At 65.0% G+C, this 14,892-nt stretch carries 14 protein-coding genes and 2 pseudogenes; 10 read left to right on the forward strand and 6 right to left on the reverse strand.

Features of this window, described 5'->3' with window-relative positions; all coding sequences use genetic code 11:
• Window positions 1-66: 66 nt before the first annotated feature.
• The 3 genes from ACIPEK_RS41940 to ACIPEK_RS41950 all read right to left on the reverse strand — a co-directional run bounded on the left by ACIPEK_RS41940 (window position 67) and on the right by ACIPEK_RS41950 (window position 2,854).
• A complete protein-coding gene (locus ACIPEK_RS41940) occupies window positions 67-1,320 on the reverse strand; it encodes a UvrD-helicase domain-containing protein (RefSeq protein WP_402007595.1) in 1,254 nt (417 codons plus the stop codon).
• 244 nt (window positions 1,321-1,564) lie between these two features.
• Window positions 1,565-2,434, reverse strand: coding sequence for a DUF6083 domain-containing protein (locus ACIPEK_RS41945; protein WP_402007560.1), 870 nt, complete (start codon window positions 2,432-2,434; stop codon window positions 1,565-1,567).
• Between the two features lie 156 nt (window positions 2,435-2,590).
• A complete protein-coding gene (locus ACIPEK_RS41950) occupies window positions 2,591-2,854 on the reverse strand; it encodes a helix-turn-helix transcriptional regulator (protein WP_401760378.1) in 264 nt (87 codons plus the stop codon).
• A gap of 186 nt (window positions 2,855-3,040) precedes the next feature.
• Between ACIPEK_RS41950 and ACIPEK_RS41955 the strand changes: the two genes are divergently transcribed.
• The gene (locus ACIPEK_RS41955; RefSeq protein WP_402007562.1) at window positions 3,041-4,081 is read left to right on the forward strand and encodes a hypothetical protein; all 1,041 of its coding nucleotides are present in this window, start codon (window positions 3,041-3,043) and stop codon (window positions 4,079-4,081) included.
• Between the two features lie 684 nt (window positions 4,082-4,765).
• On the opposite strand, the gene ACIPEK_RS41960 is transcribed toward ACIPEK_RS41955, so the two are convergent.
• On the reverse strand, window positions 4,766-5,485 hold the full coding sequence (locus ACIPEK_RS41960) for a hypothetical protein (protein ID WP_402007564.1): 720 nt from the start codon (window positions 5,483-5,485) through the stop codon (window positions 4,766-4,768).
• 338 nt (window positions 5,486-5,823) lie between these two features.
• On the reverse strand, window positions 5,824-6,261 hold the full coding sequence (locus ACIPEK_RS41965; protein WP_402007566.1) for a hypothetical protein: 438 nt from the start codon (window positions 6,259-6,261) through the stop codon (window positions 5,824-5,826).
• 203 nt (window positions 6,262-6,464) lie between these two features.
• Between ACIPEK_RS41965 and ACIPEK_RS41970 the strand changes: the two genes are divergently transcribed.
• The 3 genes from ACIPEK_RS41970 to ACIPEK_RS41980 all read left to right on the forward strand — a co-directional run bounded on the left by ACIPEK_RS41970 (window position 6,465) and on the right by ACIPEK_RS41980 (window position 9,029).
• Window positions 6,465-6,983, forward strand: a complete 519-nt coding sequence (locus tag ACIPEK_RS41970) for an SH3 domain-containing protein (RefSeq protein WP_402007568.1) — start codon at window positions 6,465-6,467, stop codon at window positions 6,981-6,983.
• 92 nt (window positions 6,984-7,075) lie between these two features.
• A complete protein-coding gene (locus tag ACIPEK_RS41975) occupies window positions 7,076-7,696 on the forward strand; it encodes a hypothetical protein (protein ID WP_402007570.1) in 621 nt (206 codons plus the stop codon).
• 454 nt (window positions 7,697-8,150) lie between these two features.
• Window positions 8,151-9,029 carry a nucleic acid/nucleotide deaminase domain-containing protein gene (locus ACIPEK_RS41980; RefSeq protein ID WP_402007572.1) on the forward strand — a complete coding sequence of 293 codons (879 nt, stop codon included), beginning with the start codon at window positions 8,151-8,153 and terminating at the stop codon, window positions 9,027-9,029.
• 236 nt (window positions 9,030-9,265) lie between these two features.
• On the opposite strand, the gene ACIPEK_RS41985 is transcribed toward ACIPEK_RS41980, so the two are convergent.
• Window positions 9,266-9,565 carry a hypothetical protein gene (locus tag ACIPEK_RS41985; protein WP_402007574.1) on the reverse strand — a complete coding sequence of 100 codons (300 nt, stop codon included), beginning with the start codon at window positions 9,563-9,565 and terminating at the stop codon, window positions 9,266-9,268.
• Window positions 9,566-10,045: 480 nt separating this feature from the next.
• Between ACIPEK_RS41985 and ACIPEK_RS41990 the strand changes: the two genes are divergently transcribed.
• From ACIPEK_RS41990 to ACIPEK_RS42015, 6 genes and pseudogenes are all read left to right on the forward strand, one after another.
• Complete coding sequence (locus ACIPEK_RS41990; protein WP_402007576.1) at window positions 10,046-10,711, forward strand: hypothetical protein; 666 nt, start codon at window positions 10,046-10,048, stop codon at window positions 10,709-10,711.
• A gap of 101 nt (window positions 10,712-10,812) precedes the next feature.
• Window positions 10,813-12,339, forward strand: coding sequence for a nucleic acid/nucleotide deaminase domain-containing protein (locus ACIPEK_RS41995; protein WP_402007578.1), 1,527 nt, complete (start codon window positions 10,813-10,815; stop codon window positions 12,337-12,339).
• Window positions 12,340-12,357: 18 nt separating this feature from the next.
• Window positions 12,358-12,912 carry an SUKH-4 family immunity protein gene (locus ACIPEK_RS42000; protein ID WP_402007580.1) on the forward strand — a complete coding sequence of 185 codons (555 nt, stop codon included), beginning with the start codon at window positions 12,358-12,360 and terminating at the stop codon, window positions 12,910-12,912.
• Window positions 12,913-13,312: 400 nt separating this feature from the next.
• Window positions 13,313-13,627 (forward strand): annotated as a pseudogene (locus ACIPEK_RS42005) (hypothetical protein); the annotation flags it as partial.
• 16 nt (window positions 13,628-13,643) lie between these two features.
• Window positions 13,644-13,853 (forward strand): annotated as a pseudogene (locus ACIPEK_RS42010) (response regulator transcription factor); the annotation flags it as partial.
• Between the two features lie 16 nt (window positions 13,854-13,869).
• Entirely contained in the window at window positions 13,870-14,889 is a 1,020-nt protein-coding gene (locus ACIPEK_RS42015) for a caspase domain-containing protein (RefSeq protein ID WP_402007582.1), read from the forward strand.
• Window positions 14,890-14,892 lie beyond the last annotated feature (3 nt).

The following is a 14,892-nucleotide window of genomic DNA, read 5'->3' on the forward strand; positions in this document are numbered from 1 at the left end:
CCGCCGAGCACGAAGCCGCCCACTACGCGGCCCACCCCCCAGCATCACTCCAGAAAACCAGCTAACTCACTCTCCACGAAACCCGGGGCTTGACACCTCGGCTGTGCGTTCGTCGTCGAGCTGGTCGATGGCCCGAAGGATGGTGCTGGTGCCGTGAGTGTCGACGAGGTCCACGAGTGGCTGGAGGTCACCGCCGGCCGGGTCGTGAGCGGCGTAATCCTGCAGTTCGCCCCAGGTCGGGAAGAGGACAAGTTCGGGATGGGTCGTGCGGCGGCCCTCTTTGAGGTCGTTGGCGGCTCGGGCCAAGGCCCGCAGAGCCTGCCCTCCCCCGACCAGTGCGACACGGTGGCCTGCTTCCAGTAGTTGCATGACTTCACGCATAGCGCCCACGTTGGTGCGGCACAAAACGGCGTCGGGGGTCTCGACGGGCCCGAGGTCGGTAGGTACCGTCTCGGTTCCTTCGAGGCGCAGGGGCGCGCCGGCGATGGTGAGCCACCGGTTGGCTTCTGCCGCGAGGTGGGGTCCGAAGCGGAAAGATTTCGACAGGGTGAGCTGTGTGGCGTGGAAGGTGGTCATGACGTCGCGTGCTCCGCGCCATTGATAGATGGCTTGTGCGGAGTCGCCGACCATGACCAGTTGGGCGTGGCTGCGCTGGTTGAGGAAGATTTCCTCGACGACGGGGTTGGTGTCCTGGGCTTCGTCGAGGAGAAGGAAGTCGGTGTTGATTTTGGGCTGGGTGAGAGCCCAGATCTTGAGGTAGTGGTCGTGGTCGAAGCGGACGGCTCCGTCGTCCGTGTGCTGGAGGTCCCTCCAGGCTCGGCGGGCGAAGGGCACGATGTGTTTGGTGAGTTGGGTGTGCAGGTCGGGGTCTTCGAGTCCGCGCAGTCGGGGAACGTGGTGGCGGGTGATGGTGGGTGCGGCGGAGTGGCAGAAGCTGGTCACGGTGCGCAGGGTGGCGTAGGAGAGGGCTTTGGGTGACAGGTCGCGTTCGCCGATGCGGATGGTTTTGGTGATGCCGAGGGCTTGGCCTGTCTGCCAGGCGGGGCGTCTGGGGGCGTTCAGGCGCCGGGCGTAGTGGTGGCCGGTGGCGGCGTAGGCCAGGGCGTGGGCGGTTTTGCAGGTGACGGTGGAGGGGAAGCGGGCAGCAGCGTCCTGGGCGATGGCTTTGTTGTAGGCGAGGTAGCGGCCGCGGCGGTGTGTGTGGTGGGCGAGGAAGGCGAGGGTGCTGGTCTTGCCGGTGCCGGCGCCTGCTTGGAGGGCGAGGTGGTCGCCGGCGTGGAAGGCGTCGGCGGCGGCGGTCTGTTCGTCGGTGGGGTTCAGGTTGAGCACCCTGGTACTCCGTCGGTGTGCGGGGGCGTGGGCGAGCTTGTGTGCGGCAGCGGCCAACTATCGCTGAGGGATGGCGAGGGCCAGATGCCGTTCCAGGGCAATGTCGAGCCTGTGGGCGTTTTCGGCTGCGTTATGTGCCGGTGCCAGGTCGCGGTATGGGCGGGGCAGCTACGCGGCACGGGCGCTTGGAGCACTGTCTTGGTGAAGTTCGGCTGCGTGTGGTCGTGTGCGGTTCTCATGCCCGTGCCTGGGTGCGGTGTCGGGCTGTGGTGGGCAGGCGATTGTGGATGTGCTGGCGGTGCAGCAGTGAGTCGAAGGCTTCCCAGTCGCAGTGGGCGAGGTCGGCTGCGCCCGGGGCGGCGGCGTGGTCGGGGCAGCGTTGGTGGTGCCAGCGCAGCTGTTCCGCGTAGGTAAGGAGGGTGAGGTCGTAGACGGCCATCAGTCCGTCCGGGATGGCGATTTGTCTGCGTCCGGTGGTGGCGGGAACGAGTGCCCACGTACCGGCCGGTGCGTCGGGGCTGAGGACAGGGCGGGTGCAGCGGTGGCGGAGACGGGTCTGGGCTACGCATTGGATGGTGTCGACGGGCTGGGCGGCGAGGTAGCGGGTGTGGAGGACCAGAACGATGGGCCGGGCCGGGCGGCAGGGCTCCGGCCCGGTTGCCGGTGAGGTCGTGTCCGGTGCTGGAGAGGTGAGGGTGCCGGTGTCGAGGAGTCGGCGGGTGTGCAGGGCGAGGTGGCGGCGCAGTGCGGCGATCTGTGGGGTGAGGGGGGTGGGGGCGGTGTGTGCGGGGCACAGGGTGAGGTGGGGGATGCGGCACCAGGGGGTGCCGTCGTGGGCGGGGTGGGCGATGCCGGAGCTGACGTGCCAGCGGCTGGCGGCCGGAACGGTGGTGGCGTCGAGTTCTTGCGGGTGGAGGCTGACTGGGCGGTTGTCGGGGCGGGTGTACCAGTCGATACGGTTTCCGCAGTCGCGGCAGCGACTGGGCTGGGCGCTGCGCACGAGGCGGGTGGGGCTGTCGGAGGCGACGCGCAGGGCCCGCTGGCGGTGGTGGGGGCGGTTGGGGGTTCCGTCCCATCGGCGGCCGGATGAGGCAGTGGAGGACATGGCCGTGAAGGTGGCAGGCGCCGCGCCGTGGCTGTGGTGAGCGTGCCGGATTGTCCTGCGGATGGCTCAACCGGGCGGGACAGGTGTGCGGCTTCTCGTACGGGAGTTCCCGTCGGCGACTGGATCGGGTGATCCTCAGCAACAGTGCCGGTGATGCTATTCGGCGGACCCGGCGGGTGGCTCGTGGCCTTCGCAGAGGGTGCCGAAGAGGTGGTCGACGGGCACGTCGAGGGCGTGGGCGAGGGCGTGCCAGGTCTTGAGGGATCCGATGGTGCGGCCCTGCTCGATTTCGATGAGGGTGCGTCTGGCCAGGCCGGTGCGGCGGGCGAGTTCGTCGTAGGTCCAGCCGCGTTCGCTCCTCAGTCGCGCGAGCTCCAGGCGGAGGGCGGTGAGGTTCGGGTCGGGCGGGAAGGTTGTCACTCCCCCATCCGAAGGTGCAGACCCCTGCCCTGTCAGTGCAGACTTCTGCCCTATTTCTGCAGGTCGTCGCACCGTACGCGAGGGCAGATGTCTGCACTACGGTGTGCGGCCAGCACCCCGCTCCCCCACCCCGCACGAGCGGGAAAAGGGTCAGCACCGGACGAAGGCAGGAGGAAGGCGCGCCTCATGAGGCTGTGCACGACGCATCCAGTGGTGCGGCGCACCTGGACCGTGGAACTGCGCCCAGAGCCCGGCGGACCAACGCTCTACTGCCCGCAGTGCCCGCCCGGCACCCCGCCTGTGCGGGCTGCGGCACCCCAGGCGCTGGCGCACCTGGCCCGGCATGCACGCCGCGATGCGCTGCCCCAGCATCTGCGCACCTGTCAGTGCCACGCGCGCGGCTGCTGCTGGCATCCGCGCCACCGCGGCTGTTCCGGCCCAGTCCTGCTCGTCCTCACCCGGGAGCACGGCGGCCGGCTCTGGCGGCTCGCCGACGCCTGCGCCGCTTGCGCGGCAGTCACCACACACGCGGCAGTCGTCCCCGACACAGCGCTCACCGCCTCATCAGCAACTCGCACCGCACCGACCAGGAACTGGGCACGGAGCAGGCGGGAGCATCGGGGGCCGTCCGAGCAGGTCCGTGTACGCGAGATGCTCAGCTACCTCGCCGCGGCTCTCCCCACGCAGACCACCGCTGCGGGCCGCCTGCTGGCCGTGCAGTGCGCCCTGCGCTCAACCGCCACCGGGCACGTACGCATCCCTACCGGACTGCTCCGCGGCATGCGGCTCGACTTCCACACCACCACCCCACACGAGGAACTGGAGGACGCCCGCTGGCTGTACTCCCCCACTCGCCCCGGCACCGGGCGGGGTTTCACCGCGCAGTTGCTGGACGCCGCGGTACGCACGCAGGCTCCCGCTCGTAGCGATCGGGCCCGTGCCGCCGACTGGGCTCTGCGTGTCTGCCGCGCCGGGCAGCTCCGCCCGCACGGACCAGCCCCCCGCCTGCTTGCACTGGTGCTCACTGCCCACTCGTCGGTCCCAACAGAGCATGGCCTCGGCGAGTGGGACCAACTGGCCTACTTGTGCGGTCTCACTCCGCGGGAACTGACTCACGTACTGGACCTGCTTGTTAATGCCGGATTCCTGCAATCTTGGACGTTCGATCCGGGCACCGAGGATGCGGCGTGGGTCTTCGCAACACCGGATCACCTCACTGCCCATTAAAGATCATCTCTTTGCCCGACCCAAGCGTCTGAGTGCCGCTCCCTCGATTCGACCGCAGTATCGATGCCTGAGTTCGGGCATGACCTTTTCACCGTCGCAGCGGATCTTGATGTGGGCGATGTGACGCGGCGCCTATCGCGACCCGCAAGGTCGACTCTCCGGCGCCGACCCCAGATACCGACGGGACGGATAACGGGCCGGCTACTTCGGTTTGTTTGAGTTCCAACCGAGAAACCCAGGGGTCTGCCCGGTTCGCAAAGGGGCAGAAGGAGCTGGTGGAGCATCGGCTTGGCGTGTGGCTGCCGAACGCCAAGCGTCGCAGAGAAAAGCTCACCAACCAGCAGCACGGCGCCCTCGCGAAACTGGGTGAGGAATGGCCGTGACACCACCACGGGCGGTCGTTGAACCGGCCGGTCAAGCGAAGCATGGAGAAGTCCCGGTCCCCCCTCGTACTCCCGGGACTTCGTGCTGCGGCGCTGGAGAGGACACTCGCGGGCCCCCGGCGGCCCAGCGAGCGTCTTCGGTGGTGTTCAGAGACGGCATCCGCCGCCTCCCCCATACCCGCCACCGGATCAACCAGGCTCCGGATCAACCAGGGTGATGATACCCAGCAGCAGACCGTCCTGTTTCCAGCACAGTGGGCCGCTTTCCGGATCCGTCATCGCCGACCACCAAGCGGCAAAGTTACCCCCCGCGGCGAGCTCTGAGGATCTTGGAAGCATTGCGGGCCCTGGCCTTCAGCAGTTCAGCGATCTCGTGGACGCGACGGCTCTGCATGCGGATCGCATCCCCCTCGTAGTGAGCCACAAGAAACTGTAGGACTCCTGAGAAGTTCACCTCCTCCCGACAGTCCCTGTCTGCGGCAGCAGTTGCAATCTCTCGCCGGGAAGGGGGGCTCCCAGCAGCCTGCACTTCAGGGGTCCACCGTGGATCGCTCATAGATTCGTCGGGATTCCGGTACCGGAACCCACGCTTGCTCATGCACGCGCTCCATGACAGCACGGTGGACGAGAAGCGGCGATCGGACCGTGCCCGATCCCCTGCCTGCTGTCTAAGCGCCTGAATGCCACGTTCAGGGCTCACGGTGGGGTCTGCCTTGTCTACCGAGATTTGCCCGCCGTTAAGCCTACGGCGAGTCTCTTCGTCACATCCCCCTTGCGGAACAACCTTCCCACGGTAACTAGCGACGCTTCCCTCGAACACCGAAAGTTGGTCTTCCGGAATCACTATGGGTCGGCTTCCGCGCCGGGCCGCCGCCGCCATATCATCCGCGAAGCCCACAGGCCCACGATAGCCGTATCGGTCGACATCATTGGCCCCGAGCCAGCCGAGCTTTGTGGCATTCTTGGGGTATTTCGATGCGGAGACCTTCGGGCTCTTGAAATCAAACTCGAAGGTCTCCATACAGTCATGCAGTGCTCGCATGGTCGCTCGTTGAACCTGAAGATAGCCGTCGTCCGACAGTTCATACGCATCGAGAGGAAGCGTCAGAAGACCTGCAGACCCCGCCCTCTGACTGATTTTCGGTGCGTCCGCTTGCGCTGACGTCTCGGACACGGACGTGCATGCGACAGACCCCAGGAGCAGATATGCAGACGCTGAGATCACCACTATCGATGACTTTTTTTGCCTCATTGCTCCCCCTGAAGCGACTACGCCAGACCGTTGCGAGGCTCTCCGCTGACAGGCAACACACCGGGATTTCGCGGCACAACAGCGGAACCGTGCGCCGCGGTCAATGCCTATCGCCAGACGACCGTCGGACCATAGGCGACGTTCGAGTGCATGTACTTCGCCTGGACCTTGTATGCGTGCGCGCCATCGACGCCCGCCGTGTAATCCTGGGCCCAATCCCGCACACCGTCGCGGTTGCCGCACTGGTAGATAGCCTTGTCCGACTGGTTGACCCAGACCAGAGCCACAAGGTCGCTGCCATAGTTGTACATCTTGGCCCAGGCGTACCATTTACCACCATAGCTCCCCTGGTTGACGCGGATGTACGTGGAACCGCCTACGTTTGCCTGGGTGCCAGGCACTGGGGAGATGTTCGACGCTTGAGAAGGCTCCTTCAGCCAACTCCCGCACCAGAGCGGAGCGGCAGAGGCTGGAGAGGCGGACAACATGAATGCTGCGGTGGCCGTGGTTGTCGCCATCGCGACGCTGAGGAACTTCTTGAGCATTTGAGTCTCCTTTGGCGGGTTGGCGGTAGACGTACGCGACCTGACAGAGGCCAGCGCGGATCAGGCAGCGTGCCCGAGCTGTTCTGGGCGACGGACCGCCCTGTTCTGGACACGTCGACAACGATGTATGGCCGACCTGGGGCGAACCTTGCGAGAAACCTTGAGGGGCAGGTCACAGTGATGCTTTCCGGGCCTGTATTGGCATGAAGGGGAAGCGCGGCATGGTGGAGTTCCGGATACTGAGCACTCTCGAGGTACGTGTCGGTGGTCGGCTGGTACCTCTGGGGCACACGCGGCAGCAATGCGTTCTCGCGGCCTTGCTGATCGACGCCAACCGTCCCGTGTCGGCCGACCGGCTGCTCTACCGTGTATGGGGCGACCGCGCGCCCCGCCGTGCCTTCGCTGCTGGCGCAGCTCTGCTTCTGCCCGTCGTCGGAGCCACTGCCGCCACGGCTGCGACTCCGTCCGCCTCCATGGCGGGCGACTTCAACTCCTGCGGCTACGAGCCGACGACCACCATCCGGCTGCGTTCCGGACCCGGCGGCAAGTGCAGCGCGATCGGTCAGCTCCACCGCGGCGACTCGGTCACAGCCCTACAGGCCAAGGGCGTCTGGTACAAGGTCAGCCTCGGTGTCCCATCGGCGAGCGGGCTCAAGGCTGGCCGAACCGGCTGGGTGACCAAGACCGGCCTCCGTCCGAATGCCTGCATGCAACTCGACTGATCCCGGCTACCGGACGCAAGGCGCAACACAACACCCTCTACGCTGCGCTACAGCGGTCGCCAACGGCCGGCCGAAAACGGAAAGGCGACATCATGACCTTCGTAGCCAGCACACCAGGCAGTGTCGAGGCCACAACGGCCCTCCTGCAGGCGGAACTTCCCCGCCTGGAAGAGCACCAACAGGCTCTGGGGAAGGAACTCGTCACCGTCACCGAACGCCTGGAGTCGGTACGGACCGCGCTGAGCGCTCTGCAAGCGTTGTCCGCCACGCCCCCTGTATCAACGACTGCTGCGGCCGGTAGTGCCCCCTCCAAGGCTCCCATTCCCTCGTCCCGCACCGAGTCAGAGTTCGTCACGGAGCCGAAGGGGGCACCGCGGGAGCAGGATCCGACCGTCGCAGGTGCTGCCCCACAAGCCGTGCAGAAGCCCTCCCCCGCCCGGAAGGCTGCCACTGCCAAGCCCAGCAAGGCCAAGGCCGAGAAGAAAGCCGTGACTGTCACGCCCAAGGACGCGGGGAATCTCACCGAGCAGGTCATGAAGATCGTAGCTGCGTCGGGCAGTACCCCCGTCCGCGCTCGTGATGTCACCCAGGCACTGGGGCGTGAGCTTTCGACAGGCAGCATCAACTCGGTCCGCAGCACACTGGACCGACTCGTCGCCACCTCCCGTGCCCATCGCGCCGGTCCAGGTCTCTACCAGGCTCCGCTTGGCTGACGCTGCCCACCGAGCGTAGACCGTCGGATCAACGTCGGCCGTGGACGTCGCAGTGTGCAAGTGGAGCAGGCGCTGGGGTCTCTGCTCCCCCGAAGCGGCAGTGGCAGTTTCGGCGAGGGGAAGCGGTGCTACTTGGTGAACTCCCCTGTGGCCAGGCCATTCTGCAGCCCCCGGACCCGTTACCAAGATCATGAACGGTTCGTGATCTTGGTAACGGGTCCGGGCACGCTATGCACGCAGGGGTCAAGGCGATGACCATCGCGGCAGCGGTCGGGGCTCTGCTGTCCCTGTCCGGCACGGCTGGTGCGGCCCGTGCCGGACAGGGCTGCGGTACGTTGTCTTCCGTCCCCCTGTTGCTTTAAGCACAGTCGAGGGGTTCAGGGAACTGTCGGTGTCCGGGCGCGACTAAGGTCGGCTGTGACCATCGGCCGGCCCCTTGTTTTGTGAGGTACTCATGCCCTCCCCTGATAGTTCTGACGGGCTAGTTCAGCACTTCGGCGAAGAGGGCCTGCGGCGGTTCGGGCGGGGCAGCTTGTTGGGGGTGTATCTTCCGACGGCAGTGCAGGTTCTGCTGGAGGAAACCGGTGTGCCGCAGGGGGTTTCTCCCTACTTCCTGGCAACGGCTGCCGATGAGCCGGTTGCTCTCGGTGTCATCGCCGCCCGTTCTGGTGGGCCGCGGCCGCCCGCACCGATGGAGACGTGGTCACGCATCGGGTTCGATGGTCTTGCCCACCTGTGCGTGCGTTCGGATGGTGCTGTTCAGGCTGTGCTGCTCTCGGACGTGGCTGATGACATGTTCGTCAACATGGGTGTTTCTGCTCTCAACGCGTCGCTTCTGGCCCTGGACCGCGCTCAACCGGCGATTGCAGCGTCCTCTGGCCTGGCGGAGTCGGCGGCCGTCTTCCAGAATCTCGCCGCTGAGCTGCGGCGGATCGATGCCTCTGCCTTCACAGAGCGGGAGGCTTGGTGGCCCCGTGTACTCGATGATATCCGGCACACCCTGAACTTCCCGTTCTCCGCCGCGTTCGAGTACATCGATGCCGCGGGGACCAGGCAGGTGGTCACTGAAGTGACAGGGCCGGGACAGCCGCATCCGGAGGAAATCATCTGGCGTCGTTTGTCCAGTGAAGGGGTGAAGCCAAGTCAGGTACGGCGCGTCTACTGCGAGCTGGAGCCGTGTCTCATGCCGGGGCACTACTGCGCTGTATGGATGCAGAAGACCTTCCCGCGGGCAGAGTTCACCCACAGCTTTGACTACGGAAGTACTGCAGAGTCACGCGAGGAGGGGTTGAAGCAGTTGATCACCCATGCTGCCAAGCAGGCGAGGCATTGACGGTGCGCTGGGAACGGCCTGCTGCCGGCCGCGAACCTGCCGCAGCCGCTCTGCTGGGCTGGCTCGCCGACCCGGATGCCCCTTGCCTGTGTCTGGTTTCTGGATCTGAAGGATGCGGGAAATCGGCTCTGCTTGCCTGGCTCGTGCACCATGGCACCCGGAATGGGACCCCGATGGAGCGTGCGGTCCACGCTGTCGTCCCTTGTGCTGGGGACAGTGTGCGGGGCACCGTATGGTCACTTGCTGACCAGCTCGGCGTGGTCGCCCGCACCCCCGGGGAGCTGGTGGGGGCGCTGAGAGGTGACCGGCGCCGTACTGTGATCGTCCTCCCGGATCTCCATAGCGAGGACGTTGCTGAGTTGGTACTCGATTTGGTTTCTCGGTCGCATCTGAAGCTGGTTGTCGAGTCCCGTTCCGGAAGCCCCGCACATCGTGTTCTGGCTGGAGCTGGCTGCGCGGAACTGGACTTGGACCTGGAGCGGTGGAGGGATGAGCGCCGCTTTGACCAGTGGCAGGCCTCTCTGTCTCAGGGACATGACGTGGCTCCGTCGGTCAGGGAAGACTCGGTCGTGGATCTCTCCGATCCGGTGGCTGCCTGTCAGGCCGATCCGTGGGGCGTCACTGTTGCCTACGACAAGGAGAGCGATCAGGACGATGGAGGTCTTCGTGATGCGTGGCTGAGGGTTGGGCAGTCGCTGTGCCAGGACCGGGTACCGGCGTCTCGCGCTCTGACCCTTCTGACTGCCCTGAGTGACAGCGCGGATCCCAGGCTTGCGCCCGCTCTGTCCGATCTGGCCTCGGACGCCGCTTGGCGATGGGGGTGGAGCCGTGTCCGCGGTGATCTGACTCCGCCGTGGCCGGGTCCTGCTACTGCCTTGGCCGTGGGGAAGGGGCCTCTTGCCGACTGCGTGCTGGTAGGTGGTCACGGGGGCACGGTCCGGCTTGTATACGTGGCCGACGCCACCGTGCGAGGACGCTTGTCCCTGGAACGAGTTCAGCCACACGCGGTGTCTGTGATGGCTGACGGCACGGTGCTGTTGCTGGATGAGAACGGCCGTGTGCACGCGGACACCACATGGGTCGCGCGGCCGGCGGGATCGGGTATCGGCAGGCTGCTCGACGACAGTCCCACGGGCGCCGAACGTCTGATGGCGGCTATGCGGGAACATGTCGGCACCGCAATCGCCGCGACTACGGGCCATGGCATCGGGGTCGTGGCCCTTGGCGACGCCACGGGCACGGTGCGCGCGTTCGGGGACGTGACGGATTCAGCGGCACTGCATGACGGCCCGGTAAACGCCCTCGCTGCTGTCGGTGTCGCCCTTGATGGCGAGACTTCGGTGCCACTTATCTACAGCGGTGGAGCGGACGGCACTCTACGAGCCTGGGCGCCAGGCAATACACCGATGGCCACACCCCTCGCTCAGCGCCCCTGCCCTGTGATGTCGCTCGACGCCGCGGCAACGGAGAACGGGCCCGCCATCGCGGTGGCTTGGGGCGACGGTGCGGTGGAGTGGATCCACTGGGATACGGGTGCGCAGCGGATGTTTCGGCCTGGGCCCCCTGTTCGCGCCGTCGCGCTCACTGCGGACAACCGTGTCCTGATTGGGATGGACGAATCCATGATCTGTCTCACCCCTCGGCGCGGGCCAGTCCCAGACGGTGATACTCCGCAGGTCTGAGCGCAGTTGACTGAATTCACAGCGTCCTCACCCAGCCAAAGTTGACGCTGATCAACTGTCGTTGGAGGGTGATCCAATTGGGCGCATGACGGGGGGAACACGTGGGGAAGCAGCTGCCCGATGACCTGGTCAAGGTCCTGGACCTGATCGGCATCGACTGGCCGCAGATCGACGAGGACGAGGTGGAGGGCTCGGCAAAGGACTACCGGCATCTGGCCGAGGGCGTTCGCGACGCGGTCAAGGAAGGCAACAACGCCTGCTCCCACATAGTCGCAGGGAAGAGTAAGGGCGAGACCGTAACGGCCATCGACCGACGTTGGGGCAAGCTCACCACGCGAGATCTGGCGACCTTCGCCAAGGGATGCGACGACCTGGCCGATGCACTCGACGACTGCGCGAGTCTCATCCTCACCTGCAAGATCGCGATCATCAGCGAGTTGACTGCCACTGCAACAACCGCGACGGTCGGTGTGGTCGGTATGTTCTTCACCGCAGGACTCAGCGGATTCCTGTCGGCTGCAGCTGTCGCAGCCGCACGGCTGGTCATCCACGAGGCCATCAACCTCGCCGTCGAACAAGTCACCTCGATCGTCACCGACAAGATCGAGGGCATGATCCTCGCGGAAATCGAGAAGCTGTTCACAGACCGGCTCAGCGGTGGCAGCACCTACGACGTCATGGCCTCGGGCAGCACAGACATGGCCCAGGACTTGGTCATCGAGTTCGACGAGTTCGAACGCTCCGCAAGCGACTACCGGAAGACGGCCACCAACTTCGACAAGAAGAAGGGCAACTTCAAGAACGGCGGCTCCCGGCGCAAGAGCTCCGTCAAGAAGGACAGCCGGTTCCACAAGCTCACCACCGTCATGGACAAGGCCGAGGAGGCGGTCGAGAAGAAGGCCGGCGAGATGGTCAAGACCCTCGAGGACCATGGCGGCAAGATCGACAAGAGCAAGGGCAGCCACAAGGATAACGATGAGGACCGCAAGCGTGACTTCGACAAGTGCAAAGACGGCGATGACGACGACAGCGTCCCGATGTACTTACTCAACGCCGACGGTACTGTCCAACGTCTCAGCTCCAGTGGAGACTTGGACCCGCTCAGCGCAGGCGACAAGACACGTCTCGACGGAGTAGTCCTGAACGGCGGCAAGGCATGGGTGCCGCAAACCGACAGGGAGAAGGCCCAGTGGCACACTCCCCAGGGACACACGGGCAAAGTCAGCTCAACTAAGGTCAGAACCGATGGCTACGATCTCGCCCAGGCCACACAATCAGCCCGGATAGCACGAGATGACTACAAGGGAACGAACTACGCCGCAGGCCGGTACATCGACGCCAAAGGCAACGAGTCGATCCTCGTTGGCTACAGCAACAAAGCGGGACACTCCGAGCGGATGCTGGGCCGTCCGCTTCTCCATAACGGCAAGGGCGACGGCCTCAAAGAGATATTCACCGAACGAGAGCCGTGCAAGAAGAACCCGGAGTGCGCCAGATGGTTGGATGCTTACTTCGGTAACGACCTAAAGGTGACACACGTCGCAGATTATTATACGAGCGCCGGGGAGACCACGAACGCAGAGCATATAAAATATCGTAACGACCTTCGAAAAGCCCACGGAAAATAACTGCGACAAGGCGAGAAAGTGAACTTTACCGTTACCCCAGAAGAAGTGATCGAGGCTTACGGCCTGACCAATGTAATCTACTTTCCTCGCAATGAAACGGGCGATTTCGATACCCGCACCGCCATCTTTCTGAGCTCGGTGGGGCTGCCCACCTCTGACGTCTTCACATCCCGCATGGACGTCGAAGACCCCTACGAACCCGGCACGGACGCGATCACCCTGGGAAGCCGCTTCGACCTCTTCGACCTGTCCTGCCCCCCGGAAAGCCGGTCATGGTGGAGTCTCGGCTACCTGTTCACCTCACTCCTCGCCCTCGACCCCAAGTCCGGCAAAATCTACGCCTTCCCCGAAGGAGCCACGGACTACATCGAACTCCACCGGGATATCGAGTCCCTTGTGTTTGCCCTCATCGAGCTCCGCAAGGTCGAGATCGACCACGACAACGACGTCGACCCGGAAGAGCTGGCTGCACGTTTCCGAGACGTAGTGGGAACCTTCGACCTCACCCCATTCACCGACGACGAATCACAGTGGAATCTTTCACTCGAGGAACTCGAACAGGGTATTTGGTGATGACACGCTGTCAGGAAGAGACAGCCCACAGGGGCCTCCGTCTGGAAACTGCAACTGTCTCCCGCCGGTAAACCCCAGGTTTCCCTAAGCGCCCGTAACACGATCTTGTGAGATTGACGGCTCGTCGGCCCAATCGTCGAGGTCCAGCACGGGGCTGGCGAGAGCGTGGCAGGCACGTGGCAGTTTGATGGTCCTGCTCGCCTTGCCTCTGATTGTCGGCCATTCAGCATCGGCCACCGGACCCGCGAGCCGTCGGGCAACGGCCCGAATGTGATCCGGACCGTCACACCCGGCCTACGCGCCGCGCTACTACGCTACGCAACCAGTCCGTTGGCTGCGCGAGACTGATCGGATGTGTCTATCGTGGGCGCGGTAGCAGAGGCAGCACAGGGGGAGTGCCATGCAGGTCCAGGTCAAGATTGCCGAAGATGATGGTGGTACGACGCTCACCGATCTCTACCGCTGGTTCCGGCAGGACGGCGACCTTCGGCGCCATGCCGAGGTACGACTGCGGCCACCGCATCAGACGGGCGGCTTCATGGGGGCTCTGGAGGTCATCGACCTTGCCCTCAGCCAAGGTTTCGCGGCAGCCAATCTTGCGCTGGCCTACGCCACTTGGCGCGCCGGCCGCCCCGCGGCCCCTCCGGTGACGATCACGGTTGACGGAGTGTCGGTCACGGTACGGGACGGTTCTGAGGAATCGGTACGCCGGATCGTGGAACTGCTGCGGTCTGCTCGCGCCGACCGTGACCCGGCGGCTGATCACCAAGTTCTCGAAGCTCGCCGAGACGCCTCGGCCGCCCGCCATGGCGCGGATCGGCGACCTCACGGAGCGGGAGACGGAGGTGCTTGTGCTGATCGCCCAGGGGCTGTCGAAGAACCAGGAGATCGCCTCGCATCTCGTGGTCGCCGAGTCGACGATCAAGACGCACGTCAGCCGCAGTCCGGGAACGACTGATGGACCTTCCCAATCCCGCGAGATCCCGTGCGGTCCTGATCGGAGTGGACCGTTACCAGCACTTGGCGGACCTGCCCGGGGTGCACAATAACGTCCGCCGTCTCGCTAGGCTGCTGAGGGATCCCAAGGTGTGGGGTTTGCCCGCAGAGCACTGCGTGGAGTTGCACAACCCCGAGGCCTGCGAGGAACTACTCGATAAAGTCCATGAGGCGGCGAACGCGGCGGAGGAGGCGTTCGTCGTGTACTTCGCGGGCCACGGGCTGCTGTCACCGAATGGTGACCTGCATCTGGCGCTACCCAAGTCGGACAACGAGCGGCTGTACCGGGCCGTACCTTATGACTCGCTCCGACATGAAATGGTCGACACCTGTACCGCCCTCAGCAGGGTGGTCATCCTGGACTGCTGCTACAGCGGACGCGCGCTGAAGGGGTACATGAATCCGGCGGCCGAAGTGGCGGACCTTGCCGGCGTCGAAGGTACTTATCTGATGACCGCGTCGTCCGAAACCAAACTCGCCTGGGCCCCGGAGGGCGAGGAGTTCACCGCCTTCTCTGGCGAACTGGTGAAGGCCCTGTCAGAAGGCATCCCCGGTGCGTCTGACCCTCTCGAGATGGACTCCCTCTTCCGCCATGTGAGCAGGGAATTGAAGGCCAAGGGACGGCCGGTGCCGCAGCAGCGGGCCCGCAACGCTGGACACAGCATTGCCTTGACCCGCAATCGCTGGGCCGTAACCGCGACTGCAACCCCACAAGAGAGAACCGACGAGCCGCGGGAAGACACAGGCGCGCAACACAGGGCACTACAGCCCACGACGTCGCCCGACCTGTCGGCGGACTGGACGAGGACGTACCAGGCCATCGACGTGGCCGAAGATGCCCGCCCTGCCGTTGCGGACGGCGACGATCAACGCGTGGCGGGACAGCGGCGTCGGCGGGAGGTAGAAATCGTTGCCACCGTCCTGGTGATATTCACAGCCGTCGTCAGCGCTATCCTCATGGTTCTCTTTAAAGGATCATGATCG

Source organism: Streptomyces sp. NPDC088246 (genome assembly GCF_044741025.1).
GTDB lineage: Bacteria > Actinomycetota > Actinomycetes > Streptomycetales > Streptomycetaceae > Streptomyces.

Excerpts from the sequence above, each read along its gene's own strand:
- ACIPEK_RS41945 (WP_402007560.1), bottom strand. The coding sequence starts at position 2,434 with ATGTCCTCCACTGCCTCATCCGGCCGCCGATGGGACGGAACCCCCAAC.
- ACIPEK_RS41955 (WP_402007562.1), top strand. The coding sequence starts at position 3,041 with ATGAGGCTGTGCACGACGCATCCAGTGGTGCGGCGCACCTGGACCGTG.
- ACIPEK_RS41960 (WP_402007564.1), bottom strand. The coding sequence starts at position 5,485 with ATGGAGACCTTCGAGTTTGATTTCAAGAGCCCGAAGGTCTCCGCATCG.
- ACIPEK_RS41965 (WP_402007566.1), bottom strand. The coding sequence starts at position 6,261 with ATGCTCAAGAAGTTCCTCAGCGTCGCGATGGCGACAACCACGGCCACC.
- ACIPEK_RS41970 (WP_402007568.1), top strand. The coding sequence starts at position 6,465 with ATGAAGGGGAAGCGCGGCATGGTGGAGTTCCGGATACTGAGCACTCTC.
- ACIPEK_RS41975 (WP_402007570.1), top strand. The coding sequence starts at position 7,076 with ATGACCTTCGTAGCCAGCACACCAGGCAGTGTCGAGGCCACAACGGCC.
- ACIPEK_RS41980 (WP_402007572.1), top strand. The coding sequence starts at position 8,151 with ATGCCCTCCCCTGATAGTTCTGACGGGCTAGTTCAGCACTTCGGCGAA.
- ACIPEK_RS41985 (WP_402007574.1), bottom strand. The coding sequence starts at position 9,565 with ATGTCCCTGAGACAGAGAGGCCTGCCACTGGTCAAAGCGGCGCTCATC.
- ACIPEK_RS41990 (WP_402007576.1), top strand. The coding sequence starts at position 10,046 with ATGGCTGACGGCACGGTGCTGTTGCTGGATGAGAACGGCCGTGTGCAC.
- ACIPEK_RS42015 (WP_402007582.1), top strand. The coding sequence starts at position 13,870 with ATGGACCTTCCCAATCCCGCGAGATCCCGTGCGGTCCTGATCGGAGTG.